This window comes from Nocardia sp. NPDC057668, assembly GCF_042799795.1.
Taxonomy (GTDB): Bacteria; Actinomycetota; Actinomycetes; order Mycobacteriales; family Mycobacteriaceae; genus Nocardia.
Window position 1 is genome coordinate 2,645,915 of the sequence record NZ_JBHVIC010000001.1, and the last position, 24,459, is coordinate 2,670,373.

General features: G+C 70.3%; 13 protein-coding genes. 7 read left to right on the forward strand and 6 right to left on the reverse strand.

Going from position 1 to position 24,459, the window contains the following annotated elements; all coding sequences use genetic code 11:
• Positions 1 to 141: 141 nt before the first annotated feature.
• Positions 142 to 2,181, reverse strand: coding sequence for a CocE/NonD family hydrolase (locus ACFVBH_RS12150; protein ID WP_379001341.1), 2,040 nt, complete (start codon positions 2,179 to 2,181; stop codon positions 142 to 144).
• A 330-nt stretch (positions 2,182 to 2,511) separates the two neighbouring features.
• On the reverse strand, positions 2,512 to 3,516 hold the full coding sequence (locus ACFVBH_RS12155; RefSeq protein WP_379001342.1) for a polysaccharide deacetylase family protein: 1,005 nt from the start codon (positions 3,514 to 3,516) through the stop codon (positions 2,512 to 2,514).
• 105 nt (positions 3,517 to 3,621) lie between these two features.
• Here ACFVBH_RS12155 and ACFVBH_RS12160 point away from each other — a divergent pair, with 105 nt between their 5' ends.
• Positions 3,622 to 4,962 carry a putative glycoside hydrolase gene (locus ACFVBH_RS12160; RefSeq protein ID WP_379001343.1) on the forward strand — a complete coding sequence of 447 codons (1,341 nt, stop codon included), beginning with the start codon at positions 3,622 to 3,624 and terminating at the stop codon, positions 4,960 to 4,962.
• A gap of 102 nt (positions 4,963 to 5,064) precedes the next feature.
• Positions 5,065 to 5,295, forward strand: a complete 231-nt coding sequence (locus ACFVBH_RS12165) for a hypothetical protein (protein WP_379001344.1) — start codon at positions 5,065 to 5,067, stop codon at positions 5,293 to 5,295.
• Between the two features lie 282 nt (positions 5,296 to 5,577).
• Here the strand turns inward: ACFVBH_RS12165 and ACFVBH_RS12170 are convergent, their stop codons facing one another.
• The 3 genes from ACFVBH_RS12170 to ACFVBH_RS12180 all read right to left on the reverse strand — a co-directional run bounded on the left by ACFVBH_RS12170 (position 5,578) and on the right by ACFVBH_RS12180 (position 11,385).
• Positions 5,578 to 8,880: a hypothetical protein gene (locus tag ACFVBH_RS12170; RefSeq protein WP_379001345.1), complete on the reverse strand. Its 3,303-nt coding sequence runs from the start codon at positions 8,878 to 8,880 to the stop codon at positions 5,578 to 5,580.
• A 118-nt stretch (positions 8,881 to 8,998) separates the two neighbouring features.
• Entirely contained in the window at positions 8,999 to 10,579 is a 1,581-nt protein-coding gene (locus tag ACFVBH_RS12175; RefSeq protein WP_379001346.1) for a bifunctional phosphatase PAP2/diacylglycerol kinase family protein, read from the reverse strand.
• Between the two features lie 65 nt (positions 10,580 to 10,644).
• Positions 10,645 to 11,385 carry a glutamine amidotransferase gene (locus ACFVBH_RS12180; RefSeq protein ID WP_354990334.1) on the reverse strand — a complete coding sequence of 247 codons (741 nt, stop codon included), beginning with the start codon at positions 11,383 to 11,385 and terminating at the stop codon, positions 10,645 to 10,647.
• Positions 11,386 to 11,672: 287 nt separating this feature from the next.
• On the opposite strand from ACFVBH_RS12180, the gene ACFVBH_RS12185 reads away from it, so the two are divergent.
• The gene (locus tag ACFVBH_RS12185) at positions 11,673 to 12,857 is read left to right on the forward strand and encodes a cation:proton antiporter (protein ID WP_354990333.1); all 1,185 of its coding nucleotides are present in this window, start codon (positions 11,673 to 11,675) and stop codon (positions 12,855 to 12,857) included.
• A 36-nt stretch (positions 12,858 to 12,893) separates the two neighbouring features.
• Positions 12,894 to 13,793 (forward strand): alpha/beta hydrolase, encoded by a 900-nt coding sequence (locus ACFVBH_RS12190; RefSeq protein WP_354990332.1) that lies wholly within the window; start codon positions 12,894 to 12,896, stop codon positions 13,791 to 13,793.
• A 4-nt stretch (positions 13,794 to 13,797) separates the two neighbouring features.
• Here ACFVBH_RS12190 and ACFVBH_RS12195 read toward each other — a convergent pair whose 3' ends face one another.
• Complete coding sequence (locus ACFVBH_RS12195; protein ID WP_354990331.1) at positions 13,798 to 15,087, reverse strand: hypothetical protein; 1,290 nt, start codon at positions 15,085 to 15,087, stop codon at positions 13,798 to 13,800.
• 449 nt (positions 15,088 to 15,536) lie between these two features.
• Between ACFVBH_RS12195 and ACFVBH_RS12200 the strand changes: the two genes are divergently transcribed.
• The 3 genes from ACFVBH_RS12200 to ACFVBH_RS12210 all read left to right on the forward strand — a co-directional run bounded on the left by ACFVBH_RS12200 (position 15,537) and on the right by ACFVBH_RS12210 (position 24,291).
• On the forward strand, positions 15,537 to 16,166 hold the full coding sequence (locus tag ACFVBH_RS12200) for a GNAT family N-acetyltransferase (protein WP_354990330.1): 630 nt from the start codon (positions 15,537 to 15,539) through the stop codon (positions 16,164 to 16,166).
• Positions 16,167 to 16,255: 89 nt separating this feature from the next.
• Entirely contained in the window at positions 16,256 to 22,855 is a 6,600-nt protein-coding gene (locus ACFVBH_RS12205) for an SDR family NAD(P)-dependent oxidoreductase (RefSeq protein WP_379001347.1), read from the forward strand.
• Positions 22,852 to 24,291, forward strand: coding sequence for an aminotransferase class I/II-fold pyridoxal phosphate-dependent enzyme (locus tag ACFVBH_RS12210; protein WP_379001348.1), 1,440 nt, complete (start codon positions 22,852 to 22,854; stop codon positions 24,289 to 24,291). The genes ACFVBH_RS12205 and ACFVBH_RS12210 overlap by 4 nt, the downstream gene beginning before the upstream one ends.
• Positions 24,292 to 24,459 lie beyond the last annotated feature (168 nt).

Below are 24,459 nucleotides of genomic sequence, written 5' to 3' on the forward strand. Positions count from 1 at the left end.
TAGTCAGTTTGACTAGAACAATCTCGATGCGGGCATTCGGCCAGCTCAGCGCGTTCCATACACCGGGATCCGGCCCGGAACACGGCGATGCCCGGACCACCCGGCCCGGGCATCGCCGCTCTGTCTACCTATCGGACTGACTCACCAGCCCGGATCACCGATCACCGGGATGTTCACCCAGCTCGGCCGGTTCGGATCGATCTCGATGTGCTGCGGCCGCAGTTCGCTCTCGTTCAGTAGCGGGCGCAGCAGGATGCTGCTGGGGAAGTTGCCCGCGAAGACGTCGATGCGCAGGCGATGACCCGGCTGCAGGATACCGTCGGTGGCGAACAGGCCCAGATCGATGGTGGTGGCCTCGCCGGGCACCAGCGGCCGGCGGGTGTCCAGGGTGAGGTACGGGTACGGGGAGGTGTAGTCGCCGTTCGCCGACCGCGTGGACTTCTCCTCGTTCAGCGCGCGCAGCGACGCGGTGAGCTGACCGGTGGTCCACACCTGCGAGCGGCCATCGGGCGCAACGTCGTTCAGCGTCACCGTCCAGTAGCCGTCGGTGGCGTCGAGCACCGTGTTCAGATGCACCGCGATCGGACCCGAGATCTGGGTCGGCTGCGTCACCGGCGCCGTGGTGAAGGTCAGCGCGTTCGTCTCGCTGATGCGCGCGTCCTCGGCGCAGATGTCGAAGGCCGCGACGATCCCCGCGGTGCCGTGCGCGGTGTCGCGCGAGCACACGGTGGTCAGACCCGGTGCGACGGTGAGCCGGTCGGCCTCGCCCGGCGCCGTGGTCAGGCTCGCGTCGCGCAGGCTGCCCGGGGCGGAACCCGACGGCGCGCCGTTCAGGTACATCCGGCGGTAATCGGCGTCCGGGCGCGGGAAGGCCGGACTCGTGGTCCAGCCGCCGCCCTGCTGCCAGCTGGTGACCTGGTCGTAGCCGTCGATGCCGTTGTCGATGCCCTTGAGCCACTTGTCGAACCACGCGCGCTGCAGCACATCGAGTGCGGGCGGGGCGCCCGGCCGGCCGAGGCCCGCGCCGGTGGTCACGTGGTAGGTATTGCCCATCACCAGCTTCTTCTGGCTGTCGGGCACGTTGATCTCGTTGAAGGCCCGCGCCGAGGAGTAGGTGAAGATGTCGTGCCAGCCGCCGTAGATGAAGGTGGGCACCTCGATCTGCGACGGATCGCCGACCCAGGCGGTGCGCAACGCGCTCTCGTCGTCCAGGATGTCGTTCAGGTACGGCGGGATCTCATCGATGCTCGGGGTGGTGAGCGCGGCGATGACGACGTTGAAGAAGGTGAACGGATCCTTGATCCGATCCTTCAGCCAGACCCCGTCGAACTTGCCGGACAGCAGCGCGACCAGATCCGGCATCAGCTTGGTGACGTTCACCGCCGCCAGCCATTCCGGAATGAACCCGATGCCCAGCGCGCCGCCGGGCGCGGCCACGTCGCGGATCAGATCACTGCCGGGCACGATCGGGAATATCGCCTTCAGCGCGGCGGGTTTGCGCTCGGCGGTGTGCATCTGGTTGATGGCCGAGTACGAGATGCCGCTCATGCCGACCTTGCCGTTGGACCACGGCTGGGCCGCGGCCCAGTCGACCACCTCGGCGCCGTCCTGCTGTTCCCGGTCGCCGAACACCTGCCAGACGCCCTGCGAGAAACCGGTTCCGCGGACATCCACCACGACCTGGGTGTAGCCGCTCTGAATGAGCTGGCGGTCGACGGCGAACGTGCGGCCCGCGCCGCCTGAGACAGCGTTGCCGAGGTCGCTGAGCCCGCCCAGGCCGAAGGCCGAGAAGTCGAGATTGGCCAGCACCGGCATGAGCAGATCGGACAGGCCGGGGACGGCCAGCGCGGAGTCGGCGATGTTGCCGAGCAGTTTGGTGTAGGGCGTCAGATTCAGAATGGTCGGCGTCGGCTCGGCGATCGGCTGCCCGTTCGCGTCGGCCGGGTGGTAGACGTTCGCCTTGAGCACCGTGCCGTCGCTCATGGTGATCGGGACGTCCCACTCGATGAAGACCCGCGGATACTGTTGCGGGCCAGTATGAGTGGCGGTGAGCTGGGCATTGAGGGTATCGGTGTCCGGCGTGCTCTGCCCGGGCCCGGCGGCGAGCACCGCACCCGCGATCACCGTGAGAACAGCGGTGGTCGCGGCCGCCACCTTGGCCGCCAATCGATATCTGATCATGCGATCGTGCATCCTCCCCGTGGTGAGGAACGACGCAGTTCCTACCAACGAGTCGCTACAGTAACGCCCGTCACGAACGATGCACAACCGTGACCTGTCACACCTGTCAGATTGGCGGTTGCGGTCAGGGACAAGGGATGCCGGGGCTCCCATCCCGCCGCGGCTGGGACACCGGGATGCCGAGGCCCGGCCGCTTCGGCGCAGCTACCGAGGCGCCCCGCCCTGGAGAGGGCAGAGTTTGTCTGGGGCAGTGTCGAATTCGCTTTCCGCACAATCTTCCGCGGATATCGGCGCACGGTCCGGCCGCGTGCCGGCGACCGGGAGGTCGTCTCAGTACGCCGTCGCCCGGTCCGCCCAGCGCGCGGTCAGCTCGGCGGACAGGGCACGCGGGAAGGAGATTCGGGCCGGATCACCGTCGGCGGTGTAGCGCTGGTCCGGGTTCTCGGCGAGCCGGTCGAGCCAGTGCGTGGAATCGAAGGGCACCGGGGCGCGGCCGGAGCGAATGCGCGGAATGGCGGTGGGATCGAGCGCGCCGAACGGCGACGGGGCCGGTTCCGCGCCCACCAGCATGACCGCGCCGAAGGCGTAGGGCTGTCCACCCCAGGACCCCGCGACGGCCAGCGCGCGATCGACGGGGGAAATGCCCAGTGGCAGGGCCAGACTGCGCACCTGACCGCCGGGCACCGCGGCGGTGACGGCGCGAATGTTCTCCACCATCTCGCGCTGCACGCCCGCGCTGTCCAGGCGGGCCAGGTTGGCGTGCGTCGCGGTGTGCGCGCCGATCTCGTAGCCGTGCGCGGCCAGCCAGGGCAGGGCGCGCGACTCGCCGGAGAACGCCTCGTTGTTCACGAAAAAGGTTGCGGTGGGCGCGAACTCCGGATGGTCGGCGCGGAATTGCTCCAGGATGCCGACGGCGGTGTCCGGCGCGGGGACGCCCGCGGCGGTGAACGAGATCTGGCTCGTGGTGGAATCGTCGAAGGTCAGCACGACGGGGTGGGCGCCCGCCGGCAGGTCGATCGCCCCGGAGACGTACTGGGACACCGTGATCGGCCGATAGTTCTCGCGCAGCAGCCGATCCAGCTCCGCCCGGAACTTCTCGGGGGTCTGGTCGTAGTCCCCGGCCGGGGCGGGGGTGATCTGGTGGTACATCAGAATGGGCACCAGGCCCAGTTCGTTCGCGCCGACGGTGGCGGGGTCGGGCGGTGGCGGCGGGGCGATGACCGAGGTGTTCGCCTCGGGCGCGACGGCCGCTCGGTCGGCGGTTCCGCAGGCGGTGGTGGTGATCATGAGTGCCACGACGGCGGCACCGGCCGCGCCGAACCCGAGTCTGGCCATCCACCGAACTCTAATGTCCGCCAATCCGTTACGGGGCAGAGTCGGGATTCTCGCGCGCGCGGTGCCGCGGCAGCGGATAGTTTGGGGAACTTCGAATGAGAGTTGGTGTGCGCGTTGCTGAAGCGGGTCCCGGCCACCGGGCGTCGCCGCCTGGCGGTTGTCGTGGCGATGGTTGTCGTGGCGGTGCTCGCCGCCGGAGTGCTGTGGGCCAGGTCCGGCGCCACGCGCACCGAGGCCGCGGCGCTGCCGCTCGCCCTCGAGGTGAGCCAGCCCGACACGGTGTCGTCCTATCGCGCGCCGATCGCCCTGCGCGGCAAGGCGGTCGGCGCCGAGAGCCTCACCGCCGCCGGGCAGCCGGTGCCGCTCGCCGAGGACGGCGCGTTCGAGGTCACCCTCGCGGGCCTGCCGGTGGGCGGCGCGCTGGTGGCCACCGACTCCGACGGCAAGACCGTGACCCAGCCGATCACCACCCGGGCCGTGGTGCCGCGGATCCGGGCGGTGCACGTCACCGCGCACGCCTGGTCGTACGAGCCGCTGCGCGAGGACGTGCTGAACATGGTGCGCGAGCGGCGCATCGACACCGTCCAGCTCGATATCAAGGACGAGGACGGGGTCGTCGGCTACGACTCGCAGGTGCCGCTGGCCCGCGAGTCCGGGGCGGCGAGCACGATCTACAACGCCCCCGACGCGCTGAAGCAGCTGCACGATATGGGCGTTCGGGTGGTGGGGCGGATCGTCGCGTTCCGCGATCCGACCATGGCCGAATGGGCATGGAACTCCGGACGGCGGGACTGGGTGATCCAGAGCCCGTCCGGGCAGCCGTACTCCAGCCACTACGGCGCGATCGCCTTCACCAATTTCGCCAACGCCGAAATGCGGCGCTACAACATCGATCTCGCGGTCGAGGCGGCGAAACTCGGTTTCGACGAGGTCATGTACGACTACATTCGCCGGCCCGACGGATCGCTGTCGAGCATGGTGTTCCCGGGGCTGACGGACGCGCCGACGGTCTCCATCGCCGAATTCCTGCGCGAGAGCCGCGACCCGGTGCGGGCGGCCGGGGCGTTCCAGAGCGCGGCCGTGTTCGGCATCGCCGCCACCCGGCCGGACGCCGTGGCCCAGGACATCCCGATGATGGGTAGGCACGTGGACTACGTGGCGCCGATGCTGTACCCCTCGCACTGGAATCCCGGCGAATACGACGTCTCCAATCCCAACGCCCAGCCGTACGACATCATCTTCCGCTCGCTGGAGGATTTCCATCGGCTGCTCGACGGCACCGGCACCCAGATAGCGCCCTGGCTGCAGGACTTCAGCCTCGGCTTCACCTACAACGACGCCCAGGTCCGAGCCCAGGTCGACGCCGCCGCCGCCCAGCGCATCCCGAGCTTCTTCCTCTGGAACGCGGCCACCCGCTACCACGCCGGGGCCCTGGACCCCAGCTGACGAAACCGAACTCACCCGCCCGAGTTGTCCGATTTCCTCGCGGCGTACGGAATAGTGGCGAATAATCAGCTACCCATCCGGAACCGTCCGCGAGGAGTTCGCATGACCACCCCGGCAAAGCCTTCGCTGCTCTCCCGCATCTCCCCCACCCAGTGGCTGGCCCTGGCCCTGGTCGTCGTCGCGGTCATCTTCATCGCCGCCAACCGCACCAAGGTCTCGATCGAGTTCCTGCTCATGACCATCACCTCCCCGATGTGGCTGGTCCTGCTGGTCATGTTCGCCGTGGGCTGGCTGACCGGGATCCTGATGTCCCGGCGTCGCCGCAACGGCTAGTGCCGAGTCCGGGGCGGCCGGAGCACACACTCGGGGCGGGGACCGACGCCGGGACGCTGTGAGACGTCGCGCCGGCCCATCCGGACACGGCGCGTGTGCCGGGTACACCGGCCGGCTTCGCCCGGCGCATCCAGCGCGGTTTCGTGCCGCGGACACGGGACGGCGGCGGCCTTTCGGCGACCGCCGACCTTCGCTGCCGGGCACACGGTCACCGTGCTGCCGGTTCGAGCCACCGGGTGACGCGGCCTCGCCCGACCGGGGTGCGGCGAGTGACCCGGCGGCCTACTCCGGGGCGGTGAAGACGGCGTGGGCGGCGCGGCGGACATCGGGGGCGGGGTGCGCGCGCAGGGTCGTCAGCAGGGTGGTCCAGGGTGGGGACCAGCCGAAGTGCCTGCCGCACTGGGCGATCAGGGCCGTAGCGGTCAGGGCGGTCGCCGGGTCCGGATCCGGGGCCAGCGCACTCGCGATGGATTCCAGTGCGGCGGGCGGCAGTTCGGTCACCGGGGTCGTCGATCGTGACGCCGGCTGACGTGCGGGGCAGTCGGTCAGGGCTCCGGTAGCTATGGGCGCGAGCGCCCGAACGGCCGCGACGGTGGCATCGATCTCGGTCCAGCGCGTGGCGGCGAAGGTGAGTTCGATGACCTGCTCGTGCCACAGCGGGTCGGGCAGGAGCAGCGCGCAGACGCGGGACCCGATCGGCCGGGTGTGTTCGTGTAGACACAGCGTCGAAACCAGCCGGTTCAGCACGAAAGCGATGCGCTGACGGGCCGGTAGATCCCGATCCGGGAAGTCGGTGTTCGTCTGTGCCAGCAGGCGTTCGAGGGCTGCCACCAGCGGGGCGGGATCGCCGGTGCCGGACGCGGCGGTGAGCAGCGCGTGGGCGGCGGTGGACCAGAGCCCGACCTCGGTGAGGTCGGTGAGCCGGTCCACCCGGATGTCGGTGGGGCTCGGCAGCAGCCAGGGGTACCAGACGGCGAGCGCGCTCAGGGCCTGCGCGGCCACCCGGTGATCGGCGCTCGCGGCCAGCTCCCGGACGAAGCCGGCGAACCGGAATCGCAGTCGAGTCGGCAGGTGCGACGGCGCGATGTCGAGGATCGCGTCCGCCACCTCCGGATCGGTGGCCAGCTCGGCGAGCAGCTGCCAGGTCTCGTCCTCGTCGAACAGGAAGCGGGTGGCATGGACGGCGGCGCGCCGTACGTCGCGGTGCGTGCCGGGGCGGTTCGCGCACTCGCGGATGATCGCGGCCGCACCGGGGGCGCGCAGGACCGCGAGCAGGCGCAGGCCCTCCTTCATCGCGGTGATCTTGGGCGAGTCCAGTAGTGGTTCCAGCACCGTGGCCAGGCGCGGCGGCGAGATATACCTGGCCCGGGAGGCGATGCCGCTGACCGTGACCCGCGCGAGGTCGCCGCGCACCTGCTCGCTCAGCAGCGCGATGGCGCGCTCGGGCTCGTCGCTGCGTCCCAGCGCGGTGAGCGCGGATTCGGCCACGGTGAGGTCGGCCGAGGCCAGAAAAGGCAGCACGCGATCGAAGCAACCGGGCAACAGGCCCAATTGCGCGACGGCCATGGCCCGTTCGCCGATCGACACTTTCGGGTGGGTGGCGTAGTCAGCGAGCACGCCCGCGTAAAGCTCTATCTGGGAGGGCATCCAGCGCTCGAAACCACCCGCGAACATCGGGACGAAGCGCACATCCCGCGCGAGGAACCGGCCCGTGTTCGGTCCGGTGAGCACGGCGTCGAGCAGATCGGTGCGCCGCCAGGACAGCAGATCCTGCACCTCCCACCGCGCGATGAGGGACCGGTCGCGGCGCAGCAGGTCCCCCACACACGCGTCGCGGGTGGCCCGGTCTTCCAGCGCGAGCCGCACCGCGCGCTTCACCGTCGAGTCGTCGGTGGTGGTGCAGGCCCGCAGCAGCAGCGCGCGCAATCCATCGATCCCGTACCCGCGCACCTCCAGGCCGTCCGCCAGATCCAGAGCGAGCGCGAAGCTTCCGCGGTCCGCGTCGGCCTCCAGCCGCGGGCGCAGGGCCTCGAACAGGCGGATTTCGATTCCGCGCGGCAGATTCCGATGCAGGCCGCGGACGTCGATGGTGATCATGAGCTCGGCCAGTCGAGCGATCAGGCGCAGCGCGGCCGCGGTGAAGTCGGTCTCCCCGGTCTGCGCGCCGCGAATCAGCAGGGTGCGCACCAGATCACGTACGGCCGAGGAAGTTTCGTGCGAGCGGTCCCGTGCGTCCAGGCCGTCCACGGCCAGCTGTTCCAGGGCGGGCACATGCTCCGCGGCCAACAGGGACATCGGAATCGCCGCAACGGCGCGCAGCGCGCAGCGGCGCACCGGATCCTGTTCGTTGCGCAGGCGGCGCAGCAGCTCGAGCAGGTCGCCGACCGCGCCCGGGTCCCGGCTGCCGACGGCGGCGGTAACGAGCAGCGGATACGCGATCGCGCGATCGTCGGCATCGGGCCGTCGAATCGATTCGAGCAGTACGGGTTTGGCCTCTTCCCAAGGCAACCTCGCGGTCAGCCGATCGGCGACGCCGGGTACGTCCGCGCCGCCGGGGCGCGCGAGCAGTTCGCGCGCGAGTACGGCGCGGTCCCGGCGCGGCAGTGTGTCGAGTTCGGCGAGATCGATGACCCCCGGCGCGATTCCGGGCCGGGTGAGCTGCGCGCCCGCGACGGCCGTTCGCCGCGCGGGCGGCACCCGGCGCAGGAAGCGGGCACGCTCGCGCGGCGCGGCGGCGACGTACAGCTCGCGCAGCCGATCGTCCGGCAGGGCGAGCATGGCCCGCCACAGGGCGGGTCCCATCAGGTCCCGGCCGTGCCGGTTCGGATTGCGCAGCAGCGTGAACACGGCCTCGGGATCACGGCGGGCAAGAAGTCCGGCCACCGAATGCAACCGGCCGACCGGCACATACGCGATCGCCCGGGCCGCCAGCGCGAGCAGTTCCGCCGAATCGTGCTCGGCCGCCGCGAGCGGATGGGCGGTCAGTCGCGGCCACAACTCCCGCCATTCGTCGCGCCCGGCGGTCTCGGCCGCCGCCCGCACGTACTCGAAGACCACGCCGATATGTCTGGCGGACAGGACTTTCCAGCTCGGCACCGCGTACGCCAGTTCTCCCAGCGCCCCGGCCACCACCGTCGGGGAGCAGTACACGAGCAGCCGCGCGGCCTCGACATCGCCGTACAGCTCGCGCACCGGCGCCAGCAGCGCATCCGCCACCTGCGCCCGATCACCCCGGCTCAGTGCGCGATACACGCCTTTGCGCGCCCACCGCGACAGCACGGGCAGTCGCCGCACCACCACATCCGCGGACACGCCCAGCCGGATCGAGGCGGAGAGGGCCCGCGCCGCGAACTCCGGGTCCGGGTCCTGCACCCGGGCCAGCAGGAAATCCCGGGCCCCGCCGCACAGCGCCATCTGGATCGCGATGCGCCGCTCGTATCGCCCACCCGCCCACAGCGATTCGAGCAGCGGATCCAACTGCCCCCGCCCCACCAGCCGCCGGGCCTCGCCCGCGATCGCCGCCATCCGCGCGGGCGCGGGTAACGCGGCCACCACCCCCAACAGCTCACTCCCCGAAGCAGTCACGGCCGCCACGCTACCGCGCGCGGCCCGCCGCACCCGAGAAACAACGGCTCGCCCGGCGACTGACCCATCCGCCCACGCGCCGGGTCACAGCTGCCGGGTCATCCCCACGCGCCAGGGATCAGGCGGCGCGTTTGAAGAGGGCAGCCAGGCGGGACAGGGGTAGCTCGCGGTGGTGGGGGCGGGGGCGGGTGGCCCAGCGGGGGTTCTCCTCGTTGCGGCGGTAGGCGGTCACCTGGCCGGCGACGGTGAAGCGGACGGTGGTGGCCTCGCCGAGGACCTCGCCGTCGGCGGCCACGGCCTCGGGAGCGTCCAGGTGGATCGTCAGTTCGGGGACCTGGCGTTCGCCGTAGACCTTGCTGCGGCCGATGGCGGCCAGCGACAGGGCGATCACGGCGCGGGTGCGGGAGAAGCGGACATCGGCGCGCAGCCAGCGCACGTCCAGGAGGTTGGCGTCGAGGCGGGCGCGGAAGGCGGGCACCGCGCCGTGCGGGTGGTACGGGCCGTTGCCGACGAAGACGAACCAGACCTCGTGCCAGCGATCCTCGAAGCGAATGCGAATCGGCTCCGCGCGGCGCAGGATCACCACCAGGGCGATGGCGAACGCGGGCCACTTGCCCCAGCGGCCCTGCCACTTCTCACGCAGTCGCACCAGCTCCGGGTATGCCCCCAGGCTCGCGGTGTTGATCAGGTGGTGGGTGCGCGTCCCGGATTCCGATTCCAGTTCGACCGAGGCGATGTCGACCGCCACGGCCTCGCCAGCGCCGGTGGCGTCGCTGACCTCGAGCAGGTCGTAGACCCCGAGATCGCGGGCGAAGTGATTGAGGGTGCCGGTCGGGATGACCACCAGCGCCAGCCCGTGCCGCAGCGCCACCGTGGCCGCGGCGCCGATGGTGCCGTCACCACCGGCGGCGCCCACCGCCAGAATCTTCTCCGGACCCGAAAGCGCCTGCTCCAAAGCTGCTTCCAGCTGATCGACGCAGTCCAGACCGGGTTCGGTGCGCAACACGGTCGCCGCGGGCAGCGCCGCCGCCACATCGGCGGTCGGATCGTATCCGGGGTCCCCGGACACCGGGTTGACCACCACGATGAGCCCCGCGCCGTCCGGCAGCATCGGCGCCTCGCGCACCAGATGCGCGGCGGCCTCGTCGGATTCGCGCACCGGCCACCACAGCCTGGTGGCCAGCGCGACGCCGGTGCCGACCGCCGCCCCGACGAACACGTCCGAAGCCCAGTGCACGCCGGTGTGCACCCGCGAATAGGCGACGGCGGCCGCGACGGGCGCGATCACCAGACCGGTGCGCGGGCTCTCCAGCGCGACCGCGGTGGCGAACGCCGCCGCCGAGGCGCTGTGCCCGGACGGGAACGAGGACGAGGTCGGCTGATTGATCAGCCGCCTGCTGATCGGCAGTTCCTCGGCCGCGGGCCGGCGCCGCGCGAACATGTTCTTCAGCACCAGGTTGACGGTGAAACTGGCTCCGGCGATCGAGATCACCCCGCGCAGCGCGGCGCGGCGCGTGGAGCCCTGCTTGGACGCCAGTACCGCAGCGACCAGCATCCACAGCACGCCCTTGTCGGCCGTGCGGGTCAGCCGCAGCATCCCGCCGTCGGCTCCGGACAGCGGAATTCGCGCGACCGCCCCGCTGACCGATTGATCGAAACGCCCGACTCGATGAAACTTGCGACCCAACCACGCACTCACACGTTCGAAACTACAGGGCTGTAGCCGGATTGGAGCCCCCGGCCGCGAGCGCCCGCCGCCGCGGCTCACCGGCCGGCGGGGTAACGCGTAATGAAGCGCCGCAGGATCTCCGCCGGGACCGGGACCGATTCCCGATGCCCGAGCGCGATCAGATAGTCGGCCTCGGCGGGATCGAAATAGCCCGCGTGCCGGTAGGTTTCGATGCGCACCGCGAGCCCGTCGCCGTCCAGTTCGGGATGGAATTGGGTGGCGTACACATTGTCCCCGAACCTGATCATCTGGACCGGGCAGTCGGCGGATCCGGCCAGTAGCATCGCGCCCGGCGGCACCGCCTGGCAGGCTTCCTTGTGCCCCACGAATGCCCGGAATCGCTCGGGCAGATCGTGCAGCAGCGGATCCAGGCGCGCGGCCGCGGTCAATTCGATGGTCTGCGCGCCCGCCTGCTCGCCGAAACGCGCGTCACTGACCGTGCCGCCCAATGCCTCGGCCAGAATGCTGAGCCCGTAACACGCGCCGAGATAGGGGAAATCCCGCGCCACGATCTCGGCGAGCAGTTCCCGCAGCAGCGGTTCGAAACGCCGCTGGTAATCGTATTTCTCCGGTTCGGGATTGCTCAGATTGCTCGGCCCGCCGCCGACGATGACCGAGGAGTAATCATCCAGCGCGAGTGCGGGAAACTCACGATCCATCTGCACCCGCACCACCGCCTCCGGCTCCAGGCGCGCGCTGCGCAGCACCGCGAAGTACTCGTCGTCCGCGGCCGCCGTCTCGGGCCGCAGCTGCAGTAGTAGGCACGGCTTGGGCATAGCCAAGATTATGTGCGGCGATCTCCCGGTTCGGGCGCAACCGGCCGTAATCCCGTCCCCGCGATCCGCCTCGGATATCCACGAGAATTCGCCGTACCGGACAGACTGTCCAATTTGCCCGGTTATAGTGGGGCGTGAATACAGACCCGAAACCGCAGCCGAGTATCGGTGTGCGCAAAGGCTTTTCATCCATCACGACGCACCCCGCGGAGCGGATACCCGACCGCCGCCGCGGCGCGAATTCCTGCCCACCCACCGCGTTGATTCGAACCGACGGGTAAGCGGCGATGGTCGCACACGACACCGCCCTCGGATTGATTCAACTGGGCGCGGTGCTGTTCGGACTCGGATTACTCGGGCGGGTGGCCGCCCGCATCGGACTCTCGCCCATTCCGCTGTATCTCATCGGCGGATTGGTGTTCGGCACCGGCGGATTGATCGAACTGCCACAGGCGGACGAGTTCATTCACATGGCCAGCGAGATCGGCGTGGTCCTGCTGCTGCTCCTGCTCGGATTGGAGTACACCGCCGGTGAATTGGTGACCGGCCTCCGGCAATCCTGGGCCGCCGGCGTCCTGGACCTGGTACTGAACGCGACACCCGGGGTGTTGGTCGCGCTCGTACTGGGCTGGGGGCTGACCGGCGCGGTGGCCATGGCCGGGGTCACCTACATCTCCTCCTCGGGCATCGTCGCGAAGGTCCTGGACGATCTGGGCAGACTGGGCAATCGGGAGACCCCGACCATTCTGTCGATCCTGGTCTTCGAGGACCTGGTGATGGCCGCGTATCTGCCGGTGCTGACCGCGGTGCTGGCCGGGGCCGGCTTCGCGGCCGGGTTGCAGACGCTCGGCATCGCCCTGGCCGCGGTCACCGTCGTACTGGTGGTGGCGCTGCGCTACGGCCGCTACGTCTCCATGATCGTGGACAGCGACGACCGCGAGATCTTCCTGCTGAAGATCCTCGGCTCGGCCCTGCTGGTCGCGGGTGTGGCCTCGGCGCTACAGGTCTCGGCCGCGGTCGGGGCTTTCCTGCTCGGCATCGCGATCTCCGATTCCACCGCGCACAACGCCACGAAAATCCTGGAGCCGCTGCGGGATCTGTTCGCGGCGCTGTTCTTCGTGCTGTTCGGATTGAGCACCGATCCGGCCAGCATTCCGCCGGTGCTGGCATGGGCGGTGGCGCTGGCCGTGCTGACCACCGCGACGAAGGTCGCGACGGGCTGGTGGGCCGCCGCGCGTGTAGGGACCTCTCGGTATGGACGCGCCCGGGCTGGATCGGCTTTGGTGGCCCGTGGCGAGTTCTCCATCGTGATCGCGGGACTGGCCGTGGCGGCGGGGGCCGCGCCGGGCGAATTCGCCGCTCTGGCCACCACTTACGTACTGTTGATGGCCGCCTTCGGCCCGATCGCGGCACGCGGGCTGGAACCGGCGGTCCGCAGGTGGGACGAACGCCGGGTCCGGGCCGCGCAATAGTCACGATGGGGGCCGCGCACTGACTATCGTGATCGCATGTCCGAATCCGGTTACACCACCAGCTCGTCCGAGCCCCCGGCCATCGCGGGGGTGCGCCGCAGTTTCGTCCAGGCGCGCGGCGTGCGGTTCCATGTGACCGAATCGGGGCCGGCCGGCGGCCGGCCGGTGGTGCTGCTGCACGGGTGGCCGCAGCACCATTACGCGTACCGGGACCTACTCGCGGATCCACCCGCCGGACTGCGCGTGATCGTCCCCGACCTGCCCGGTTACGGCTGGTCGGGGCCGCCGCCGCACCGCTGGGCCAAGGAGGAGGTGGCCTCGGATCTGCTGGCCCTGCTCGACGCCATGGGACTGCGCGACGTGCTGCTGGCCGGGCACGACTGGGGCGGTTTCATCGGCTACCGCATGGTGCTGCGCGAACCCGAGCGATTCGACGGCTTCCTGGTGCTGAACATGGCACACCCGTGGGTGCCGTCGCAGGTGGTGCTGCGCCACGTGTGGCGGTTCCTGGCCTATCAGCCGCTCATCGCGACCGTCGGGGTCCCGCTGCAACAGCGCACCCGTTTCCTCGAACGGCTGATCGCGGGCGCGATGACCGATCGCGACGCGGTCAGTCCCGATGTGGTGCGCAGCTATTCGGACCGCTTCCGCGATCCGGTGTGCGCACGCGCGGCCACCGACACCTACCGCACCTTCTGGCTGCACGAGATCCCGAACTCCACCAAGACCCCCGAGCGCCGGAGAATCGGCATTCCGGTGCGCGCGCTGTTCGGGGTGGACGATGTGGCGGTGCATCATTCGATGGCGGCCGCGGACACCGCGCAGGCCGACGACTACGAGTTCGAACCCGTGTCGGGCTGCGGGCATTTCATCGTCGACGAACGTCCGGATCTGGTGCGCGCCCGGCTGGTCGATCTGGCACGAACCACGAAATAGACGCTCACACACCGAAAATGGCGAGGTGGATCAATCCGCCCACCACACCCAGGGCCGCGCCGTGCACGAAGAGCAGCCACTCGTCCTGCCGGGTCGCCGAGCGCAGCAGTTCCACGAAGTCCTTGCGGTCCAGCGCGCGCATCTGCACGGCGACGTACTCGCGCACGCGCGCGCTCTGGGCCGAGAGGAAATCCGGATCGGCGAACGCCGTCTCGGTCAGCAGCAGCAGTTCCGGGGTCACGTCGGATTTGATTCGCTCGTACCCGGCGCGGCCGAGTGAGAACCGCACCGCGTGCAGCGCCTGGCCCGCCGCCTCGTCGACCGAGGCGCCCATCACCGACTCCAGCAGTGACAGCGTGCGATCCGCGCGCGGGCCGGCCAGCAGTTCGTGTGCGATGCGCTGGGGTGTCATGACCTCACCCGCGATGATCTCGGCGTAGCCGTCGGCGATCTCGTTGCGGCGCCGCAGCATCAGGCCCTGCCGCCACGGCACCCACCAGCGCGGGGTCAGCGGCTCGTAGATCATGGTGATGCCGACCCAGTTCACGACGTAGCCGATCACCACCCCGCCCAGCGGCAGGACCCACCAGTACGGCCAGAAGTGCAGGATCCCCACCAGCAGGAAACCCATGGGGAAGCCGAAGTAGAAGCCGAAATTCTGCATGAAGCGCAGCTCGTTGGCCGCGATCTCGCGGAACATGCGATTGATCAGCCGGGGATGCGCGGTGAGGTGGCGGATGGTCATCCATTTGGGGTCGATGAGCTCCTCGATGTGCTCGCCGATACCGGTGGTGATGTCGCGCGCGCTGACCGGCAGCTGTTCGGCGACCCGGCGGTAGATCAGTTCGCGCGCCGAGGCGGGCAGGTTGTACCAGAGCTGCGGATTGCGCCGCACCATGATGCGGTGCACGATGCCGGGGATCTGCGGCCGGATCAGATCGACCAGCTGTTCGGCGATGCTGTCCGGGTCGAGCTCGCGATAGAAGTCCGCCATGCTGCCGAGCTTGGACAGCCCCTTGTCGACCGCGATGCTGGCCATCTTCTCCGCGCGCGAGGGCACGATGCCCTGCCAGCCGAAGCGGCCGTCGTGGGACAGCAGCGGCAGGACCTGGATCCGGCGCGGCAGGTACGGGTAGACCCAGCGCAGGCCCGGTACCCGGAAGCCGTGAAAGCGAATGGGCTCGAAAAGCATGAGTATGCCGGTCCAGTTGGTGATGTACCCGATGACGCCGGTGAACAGCGGAATGGTGATCAACTCGAGCAATAGATGACGCGGCATGGACAAGTGTGACATCACGGGCATCGAATGCGGGCGACAACCCCCGAAGGCCGATGCGATCGCCCGCGGGACTTCGCCGGGCGGCCATCCGGGGTTCATCGCGCACGGGCGGTGTCCCGGAGTGTCGGAGGCCGCCCCATTGCCACTCCGCGCAAATTCGGACAAATATCGCACTGGTTGACCAGTCAACCCACCGAATAGCTCGGACTTCACACTGTCCCAGCCAATAGCATTGCACTCCAATGCTTTTCGATCGCGCGACTCTAGGCCATGTCGGCGGGATGGGCAATAGGTCATGAATTGTTTTATGCCACAACAACTACCGCTGCCACCCCGATCGAGCGCGTGTAACCTACTGACCAGTACTACCGATCAGTAGCATCGCAAGGTGGGTCGGCCCGTAGGCGTGCGGCAGCCCCGCGACGCCTGTCGGGCAGTGGGCGGCACAGGGTAGAGGGACGGCTTTGAATCAGTTGGGCGCACCGGTTTTTCGCCGTGCTACCGAGCACGACATCGACGACATGGCGCGCATCATCTCGCGGGCCTTCGCAACCGACGACCCGATCGAGGACTACGTCTTTCCGGACCCGGCCGACCGGCACCGCAGGTCACCGCGCATGCTGCGCATCATGATCCGGCACCGCTTCCTGCCCGCAGGCGGCGCGGCGGTGGCCACCATCGACGACGAGATCGTCGGCGCGATGCTCTGGTACCCGGCCGGATACGGCAAATCCCTGTGGCGGGAAGCGATTTCCGGGCCACAACTGTTGTGGGCCATGGCCGGGGCGACCGGGCGCGGCATGGATGTGGACGCGACCATCGCCGAGACCACACCGGCCACGGCCCACAACTATCTCGTCTACCTGGGCTGCGAGCCGCGGGTACAGCGTTCCGGGGTGGGCCGGGCGCTGGTGCGGTGGCTCGCGGCCGAATCCGACCGCGAACAGGCGGCGGTGTGCGGCATTTGCAAGGACGCGAATGTCGGCTACTACAAGGCTTTCGGATTCGAGTTCGTCCGCAGGGCCAAGATCGGGCGCAGGGGCCCGGAGATGAATTTCGTACTGCGGCCGCCGGTTCCGGTCGGCATCGACTGACCGCGCCGTTCAGCGGAAACACACCGTGGGGAGTCGACCCACGTCTCGGGGGGAATGCCAGTTTCGATCCGATTTGCCGAGGAGTCGTCGTGTCTGATATTGCCATTGTCGGAATCGGGTGCCGATACGCGGGCGGTATCGATTCCCCAGAAGCGTTCTGGGACTTCATTATCGATAAGCGCGACGGTGTCACCGAGATCCCGGCCGAGCGCTGGGACTACACGCGCTACTACGACCCGGACAAGCGCACGCCGGGCCGCATGTACACCAGGCGCGCCGCCTTCATGACCGGCGATCCCTGGGCCTTCGACCCGGACTTCTTCGGCATCTCACCGCGCGAGGCCGCGGCCATGGATCCGCAGCAGCGCCTGGTGCTCGAGGTCGCCTGGGAAGCCCTGGACGACGCCGGCATCGCGGGCCGCATCGCGGGCGCGCCGATCGGCGTCTACGTGGGCGCGTTCACCCTCGATCAGCTCGCGGTCTCCAACACGACCGCCGCCCTGCCGTACGTGGACATGCACACCGCCGCGGGCGCGTCGTACACCATGCTGTCGAACCGAATCGCGTTCGCGCTCAACATGGTCGGACCCGCGATGACGGTGGACACCGCGTGCTCCTCCTCGCTGGTGGCGCTGCACCTGGCCTGTCAGGCGCTGGCCAACGACGACTGCTCGGTCGCGCTGGCGGGCGGGGTCACCCTGCTCATGCAGCCCGAACCCTTCGTCTCGATGTGCAAGGGCGGCTTCCTGGCCGCCGACGGGCGCAGCAAGCCCTTCGACGCCGCCGCGGACGGCTACGGCCGCGGCGAGGGCTCGGGCATGGTCGTGCTCAAGAAGCTGGCCGACGCCGAACGCGACGGGGACCGGGTCTACGCCGTGATCAAGGCGACCGGCTCCAACCAGGACGGCCGCACCACCGCCATCACCGTCCCGAACGCCGATCTGCAGGAAGCGCTGGCCAGGACGGTCACCGCCCGGGCCGGGATCGCCCCGCACGAGGTCACCTACGTCGAGGCCCACGGCACCGGCACGCCCGTGGGCGACCCGCTGGAGATGCGCGCCATCGGCCGCGCGTACGGGCAGGTCGAAGGCCGTACCGCGCCGGTGGGCGTGGGGTCGGTCAAGGCCCAGCTCGGGCACACCGAGGCCGCCTCCGGCATCGCGAGCATCATCAAGTCCGCGCTGGCGGTCTCCAAGCGCACCATCGCCCCGCAGGGCTGGCTCGACACCCCCAACCCGGACATCCCGTTCGACGAGCTCGGGGTGCGGCTCCAGCTCGAGGCCGAGCCGGTGGGGCCCGAGGTCGAGCGAATGACCATCGCCGTCAACGGTTTCGGCTACGGCGGCACCAACGCGCACGCCATCCTGCAGGAGTACGTGCCCACCGCGGACCCGGGCCGCGAACCCCGGCACTTCGGCGTGCTGCCGCTCTCGGCGCGCACCGACAAGGCCGCGCGCGAGCTGGCGCGCGGCTTCGCCGAGTTGATCGCGGACGGCGCGGATCCGGCCGCGCTCGCCGAGGCCGCGTGGACCCGCCGCACCCACCACCAGTTCCGCACCGGGCTGACCTTCGGCGACGACACCGAATTGGTCACCGCCCTGGTCGAATTCGCCACCGGCGGCGGCAAGGCAGCCACCAAGGTGATCGCCTCCAAGGTCGCCGAACCGGTGTTCGTCTTCACCGGCATGGGCCCGCAGTGGTGGGGTATGGGCCGCGAACTGCTCGCCGCCGGGGGCACTTTCGCCGCCGAGGCCGAGCGCATCGACGCCGTGTTCCGGGAGATCTCCGGCTGGTCCATCCTCGAGGAGCTGGCGCGGCCGGAGGAACAGTCGCGGGTCACCGAGACCGCCATCGCCCAGCCCGCCAACTTCCTGGTCCAGGTCGCGCTGTTCGCGGTGCTGGCCGAGCACGGCATCCGGCCCGCCGCCGTGGTGGGCCACAGCGTGGGCGAGGTGTCCGCGGCCTACGTGACGGGCATGCTGTCGCTGCACGACGCGCTGCTGGTCAGCTGTCATCGCGCGCGCCTGCAGGCCACGACCGCCGGTTCCGGCGGCATGCTGGCCGTCGGCCTGACTCCCGCCGCGGCGCAGGAACTCATCGCCGGCGACCCGCTGGTCGACATCGCCGCGGTCAACAGCCCCAGCGCCGTCACCCTGGCGGGCGCGCGCGAGCGGCTCGACGCGATCGCCGAAGACCTCACCGCACAGGGCGTTTTCGCCAAGCTGCTGCACGTCGAGGTGCCGTACCACAGCTACCTCATGGATCCGATCCTGGACGAACTGCGCACGGTGCTCGCCGATCTCGACGTGTCCGAGCCCGCGCTGCCGCTGCTGTCCACGGTCACCGGCCGACAGGTCACCGGGGCCGATTGGAACGCCGAATACTGGTGCGCCAACGTGCGGCAGCCGGTCCGGTTCGCCGACGCCGTCACCGAACTCATCGGGGCGGGCAATCGCGTCTTCGTGGAGGTCGGCCCGCATCCGGTGCTGGGCGCGAACATTCGCGAGATCCTGATCGGCGCGGGCGAGACCGGCACCACCGTGGCGACCCTCAACCGCAAGCAGGCCGACGCCGAGAGCGTGCGCCAGACCCTGGCCGGGCTCTACGCCGCGGGCGTGCTGCCGATCGAGGCGCTGTTCGCCGACCTCGTCACCCCGCACCTCGACCTGCCGCGCTACCCCTGGCAGCGCACGCACCTGCGCACCGAACTGCCGTTCTTCCGGCAGCAGCAGTACGGCACCCCGGGCGGTCACCCCATGCTCGGCGACGCGAACGCCGACGACCCGACCACCTCGTGGCGGGTGCAGCTCGGGGTCGAAGCCCTGCCGTGGCTCGCGGACCACGTGGTCGGCGGCGCCCGCATCCTGCCCGGCGCGGCCTACCTGGACGCGGCCCTGAGCGCGGCCGCGGTGCGCACCGAGTCGAACCGGGTCGCGGTGGAACAGGTGCGCTTCGTCGCACCGCTGATCATCGACGACGGCGCCGTGCCCACCATGGAGGTGAAGGTCGAGGAAGCCACCCGGCGCTTCACCATCCGCTCGCGCAACACCCCCGACGCCCTCTGGACGGTGCACGCCACGGGCAGGCTGGTGGAGGGCACGTTCGAATCCGCCAAGGTCGACCTGCCCGACACCGACGAGCTGCACACCATCGATCCCGCCGCCTTCTACGCCGGATTGGCCGCGCGCGGACTGCAGTACGGACCGGCGTTCCAGCGCGCCACCTCGGTCAAGGTCTCGGGCGCGACCGTGCTCGCGACCCTGGACGCGGCCATCGCCCGGGACTCCGGACATCTGGCGCACCCCTGCGTGGTGGACGCGGCGCTGCAGAGCGTGGCCGCGCTGCTGGCCGGCACCGGCGCCAAGGACGACGGCGCCATGGTTCCGGTCGGGGTGGACGAGGTCCGCGTGTTCGGGGCGATTCCCGAGGAGGTGACCGTGGTTGCCCGGCTCGACACCGCCGCCGCGCCCACCGCGGACATCGACCTGCTCGACGGCGAGCAGCAGGTGGTCATGCGCATCATCGGCATGCGCTTCGGCTCCATCGCCCCGGGTCGCGGTGCGCTGCAACGGATGACGGACTTCTTCTTCGAGGACCGCTGGGAGATGCGGGAACCCGTGGACCGCACCGGTCTGCCCGGCGCGGACACCGTGCACACCCTCGTCGTCGAACTCGGCGCCGAGACCGGCGAACGGGCGGCCCGCATCGCGTCCGCCGCGCGGCACGGCGAGCTGCTCGCGATCGGCGATCCGACCCGCGCCGACCTGGAAACCGATGTGCTGGACCGCCTCTGGGCGGCCCTGGAGGTTCCGGACATCGACCGCCTGCACCTCGTGCTGGTGGCCGGGCACGACTTCGCGGATCTGGACACGCTGTGGACGCTGCGCCGGCTCGCGGTCGCCCTGGAGGGCTTCCTGGAAGCCTGGCTGGAGCGGCGCGGCGTCGAGGTCACCATGACCGGCGACGGTTCACTGCACGTCACCCTGGTCACCGAGCGCGCCTTCGCGCACCCGGACGAAGAGACCGCGCCCGACCCGGCGCACGCCGCGCTCGCCGGAGCACGCCGCGTCCTGCTCAACGAACAGCCCCGGCTGCGCTGGCGACTGGTCGACGTCGAGCCCGACACCGGCGACGCGGAACTGGACGCCGAGCTCGCGATCCCCGGTTCCTTCGGCTACGACGACACCGACGAGGTCTTCCTGCGCACCGGACTGCGCTGGGTCCCGGTCGTGGACGCCTCGCTGCCCGGCCGCATCGATGCCCTGGATCAGGCTGTGCCGCTGCATGATCCGGAGGCCAACTTCACCCTCGAGCTGCCCAAGTCGCGGGTGCTGTCCCGGCTGGGCTGGCGCGGCTGCGACCGGCGCGCCCCGGAGGCGGACGAGGTCGAGGTCCGCATGCTGGCGGTGGGCCTGAACTACAAGGACCCGCTCAAGGTGCTGGGCGTGCTCGGCGCCGACGACCTGGCCGGCACCTACTTCGGCACCACCCCCGGCATGGAGGGTGACGCGGTCGTGGTCCGGCTGGGCGCGAACGTCACCGACCTCGCCCCAGGGGATCGGGTCATGCTGTCCTCCCGGGGCATGATCAGCCGGTTCCACACCGCGCCGCGCGATCTCATGTCCAAGGTGCCCGCCGAATCGCGGCCGGGCTTCAGCACCAATCTGGTCTCCTTCGCCACCGCCGAGCACGCGCTACTGGAACTGGCGCGCGTGCGCGCCGGAGACGTGGTGCTCGTGCACGGCGCGGCCGGCGGCGTCGGCTCGGCCGCGGTGCAGATCGCGAAGCTGCACGGCGCGCAGGTCATCGGCACCGCGAGCACCGACGAGCGGCGGGCCTACGTGCTCGACCAGGGCGCCGATCACGTACTCGATTCGCGCTCACTGAATTTCGCCGACGACGTGCTCGGGCTCACCGCCGGGCGCGGCGCCGACGTCGTGATCAGCACCGCGCCGGGGGAGATCCTGCGCCGGAACTTCAAGGCGGTGGCCGAGTTCGGCCGCATCGTGGAGATCGGCAAGGCGGACATCTACACCGGCGGCGTGCTGGACCTGCGGTACTTCGACAAGAACGTCTCGTACCACTCCTTCGACCTGGACCGCATGCTCGGCATGCGGCGGGCCGAGAGCGTGGCGCTGATGAACCGGGTCGAGACGCACCTGGTGGAGGGCACCTACCGGCGGCTGCCGTTCGAGGTGTACGACACCGACGAGGTGGCCAAGGCGTTCGAGGACGTGGCGCGCTCCACCAAGATCGGCCGAATCGCCGTCAGCCTGGAGCACGCCGCACCGCTGGTCCGGCCGCAGATTCCGAGTGTCCGGATCGATCCCGCGGCGCGGTACCTCATCACCGGCGGGTTCGGCGCGTTCGGCCTGGCCGTGGGACGCTGGCTGGTCGGTCTCGGCGCGACGCGGCTGACGCTGCTCGGGCGCGGCGGAGCGAGCAGCGCGGCGAGCCGGGATCAGCTGGCGGCGTGGGAGCACGCCGGGGTGGAGGTCACCGTCGAGAAAGTCGACGTGACCGATGTCGAGGCGATCACCGCGGTCGTGGCCCGGGCGCACTCCCCCGAGCACCCGTTGCGCGGCGTCTTCCACACCGCCGGAATCGTCGACGACAAGCGGCTCTCGGTCATGGACCGCGCGAGCCTGGAGTCGGTGTTCCGGCCCAAGATCGAGGGCGCGCAGGCGCTGCGGCACGCGATCGGCGCCGCCGGGGCCGAACTCGACATGTTCGTGCTGTTCTCCTCCGGCAGCGCCATTTTCGCCGGTGTCGGGCAGTACGCGTACACCGCGGCCAACATCGCCCTGCAATCCATCGCCGACGTGGTGGTGCGCGACGGCGGCACGGCCTTGGCCGTGGGCTGGGGCCATATGTCCGGCGGCGGCATGGCCGAGGCGGACGAGACCGTGGCGCGCTACCTGGTCGCCACCGGTTTCGACTCCATCACCATGGACGAGGGCACCGAATTCCTGGGCAAGGCGCTCGAACTCGGCCTGCACCACCAGGTCGCCATCATTCCGACGGACTGGGGCAAGGTCGCCTCGACCGCGCCGCACTTCAGCATGCTCGCCCGGGTCGCCGCGCAGATCGCGGCCGCGGCCGAAGACGACTCGGCGGCTTCGCAATTGGTGGCCGCGCTGCGCGCGCTCGACGAGCAGAAGCGCGGGGACGTGGTGGCGCACATGCTCGCCGAGCAGTTGGCGACGGTCATGGGCGTGGACGCGGACTCGATCGACCTCACGGTTCCGGTGCCCGAACTCGGCCTGGACTCGCTCATGGCCGTCGAGTTCGGCGCGCTGGTGGGCAAGACCCTCGGCATCGACCTGACCTCACTCAAGATGGGCCGTACCTTCACCCTCGAGCAGGCGGGCGCGCGGGCGGCCGAATTCCTGGTCGGGGACACGGGTTCGGAGACGGGGATCGCCACGGCGAACGCGCCGGCCACGCCCGACGGTCCCGCGATCGCGACGGCGGAACCGTCGCCGGCGGCCGCGTCCCCGATTGCCGCCGATCCGGCTCTCGACAGCGCGGCGACGGCGTCGGGCACGGCCGATCCCGTGCCCCTGCCCGACGCCGACCTCGCCGCCGGCGCATCGGATTCGACTGTGGCGGACTTCGTTTCCGACGGCGCAGACCTCGTCGTGAGCGCGTCCGCCGCCCCCACGAACAGCACGGAGGTGCAGGCATGACCGCATCGGCTCGCGACCTGGCCCGTCAGCTCCTGGCGGGCAACGGAACTCCGGCGCAGTCCGGCGGCAGCCCGCGCCCGGCGCCGGGCACGCTGCCCGGAGCCGGGTCCGCGAACGGCCCGGCGGTGCGCACGGGAGCGGCGGCCCGGCCCGGCGCGTCCGGTGCGGCCGCGCGGGCCCCGCGCGGACCCGGGCGGCAGTTCACCGACCATCCCGAGGTCGCCGCGGCCGTGCAGAAGCGGGCGCTCATCGCGTCGATGAGCGAGCAGTCCGGCATGACGAGCCCGGTGTTCCTGCCGCGAACCAGCCCCAACGACACCGTCATCCGGGCCGAGGGGACAACCGGGGACCTGATCAACTTCAGCGCCTACAACTACCTGGGCCTGTCCAGTCACCCGCGGGTGGTGCAGGCCGCCAAGAACGCGCTCGACGAGTACGGCGCCTCGGCCTCGGCCAGTCGCATCGTCTCGGGTGAGATCCCGCTCTACGGCGAGTTGGAGGGCAGGCTCGCCGACACCTACGACGTCGGCGACGCCATGGTGACCACCAGCGGCTACCTCACCAACGCCGGGGTGATCGGCTTCCTGCTCGGCGAGGGCGATGTGGCCTTCTGCGACACGCTCATTCACGGCAGCGTGGTGTCGGGCACCCAGTGGGCGGGCTGCCGCCGCATCAATTTCCGGCACAACGACCCCGAGTCGCTGCGCGCGGTGCTGCGCATGTCGCGCTCGGGCTTCGATCGCGCGCTGGTGGTGCTCGAGGGGCACTACAGCATGGACGGGACGGTCGGCCGAGTCGCCGAACTCGCCGCCGTCGCACGGGAATTCGACTGCGCCGTGATGGTCGACGAAGCGCACTCGTTCGGCGTCTTCGGCGCACGCGGGCACGGCATTCGCGAGCACTACGGCATGCTCGGGTCCGAGGTCGACATCTGGATGGGCACGCTGTCCAAGGCGCTGGGGAGTTGCGGCGGATTCATCGCCGGGGACGCCGACCTCATCGCCGCCATGAAGGCCAGCGCCCCCGGCGTGGCCATGCTCACCGGCGGCCCGGCGCCCTCCACCATCGCCGCGGCCCTGGCCGGGCTCGAGGTCATGGACGCCGAGCCCAAGCGGATCAGCAGGCTGTGGCGCAATGCCGAGTTCTTCCACACCGCCCTGCGCGAGCGGGAACTGAATCTCGGTGATTCCCAGGGCACCCCGATCGTGCCGGTCATCGTTCCCGGCGAGATCCGCGCCGGATTCGTCTCGGCCATGCTGCTGCAGCGCGGGGTCTACGCGGGCGCCATCTCGGCCCCCGCCGTCCCCCTCGGCAAGGAGCGGCTCCGCTTCTTCATCACCTCCGAGCACACCGAACAGCAATTGCTCGGCACCGCCGACCTGCTCGCCGAAACGGTCGCACTCGCGAATCACGTCCCCGAGGGCGCGGCCGTCTGACACTCGATCGCACCACCCGCGAAGGCGCTGCCGCACAGCGCCTTCCGCACCGCCTCAGCCGCCGACTCCGGTCGGCGGCTGACTCGTTCCCGCGGCCCCGCACGCCGCCTCTTCACTGTCTGGGACAGTTGGCGTAGACTGTCGGGACGGTGAGCCCGCCGTGTCGCG

Excerpts from the sequence above, each read along its gene's own strand:
- ACFVBH_RS12150 (WP_379001341.1), bottom strand. The coding sequence starts at position 2,181 with ATGATCAGATATCGATTGGCGGCCAAGGTGGCGGCCGCGACCACCGCT.
- ACFVBH_RS12155 (WP_379001342.1), bottom strand. The coding sequence starts at position 3,516 with ATGGCCAGACTCGGGTTCGGCGCGGCCGGTGCCGCCGTCGTGGCACTC.
- ACFVBH_RS12195 (WP_354990331.1), bottom strand. The coding sequence starts at position 15,087 with ATGTCACACTTGTCCATGCCGCGTCATCTATTGCTCGAGTTGATCACC.
- ACFVBH_RS12165 (WP_379001344.1), top strand. The coding sequence starts at position 5,065 with ATGACCACCCCGGCAAAGCCTTCGCTGCTCTCCCGCATCTCCCCCACC.
- ACFVBH_RS12210 (WP_379001348.1), top strand. The coding sequence starts at position 22,852 with ATGACCGCATCGGCTCGCGACCTGGCCCGTCAGCTCCTGGCGGGCAAC.
- ACFVBH_RS12190 (WP_354990332.1), top strand. The coding sequence starts at position 12,894 with ATGTCCGAATCCGGTTACACCACCAGCTCGTCCGAGCCCCCGGCCATC.
- ACFVBH_RS12185 (WP_354990333.1), top strand. The coding sequence starts at position 11,673 with ATGGTCGCACACGACACCGCCCTCGGATTGATTCAACTGGGCGCGGTG.
- ACFVBH_RS12180 (WP_354990334.1), bottom strand. The coding sequence starts at position 11,385 with ATGCCCAAGCCGTGCCTACTACTGCAGCTGCGGCCCGAGACGGCGGCC.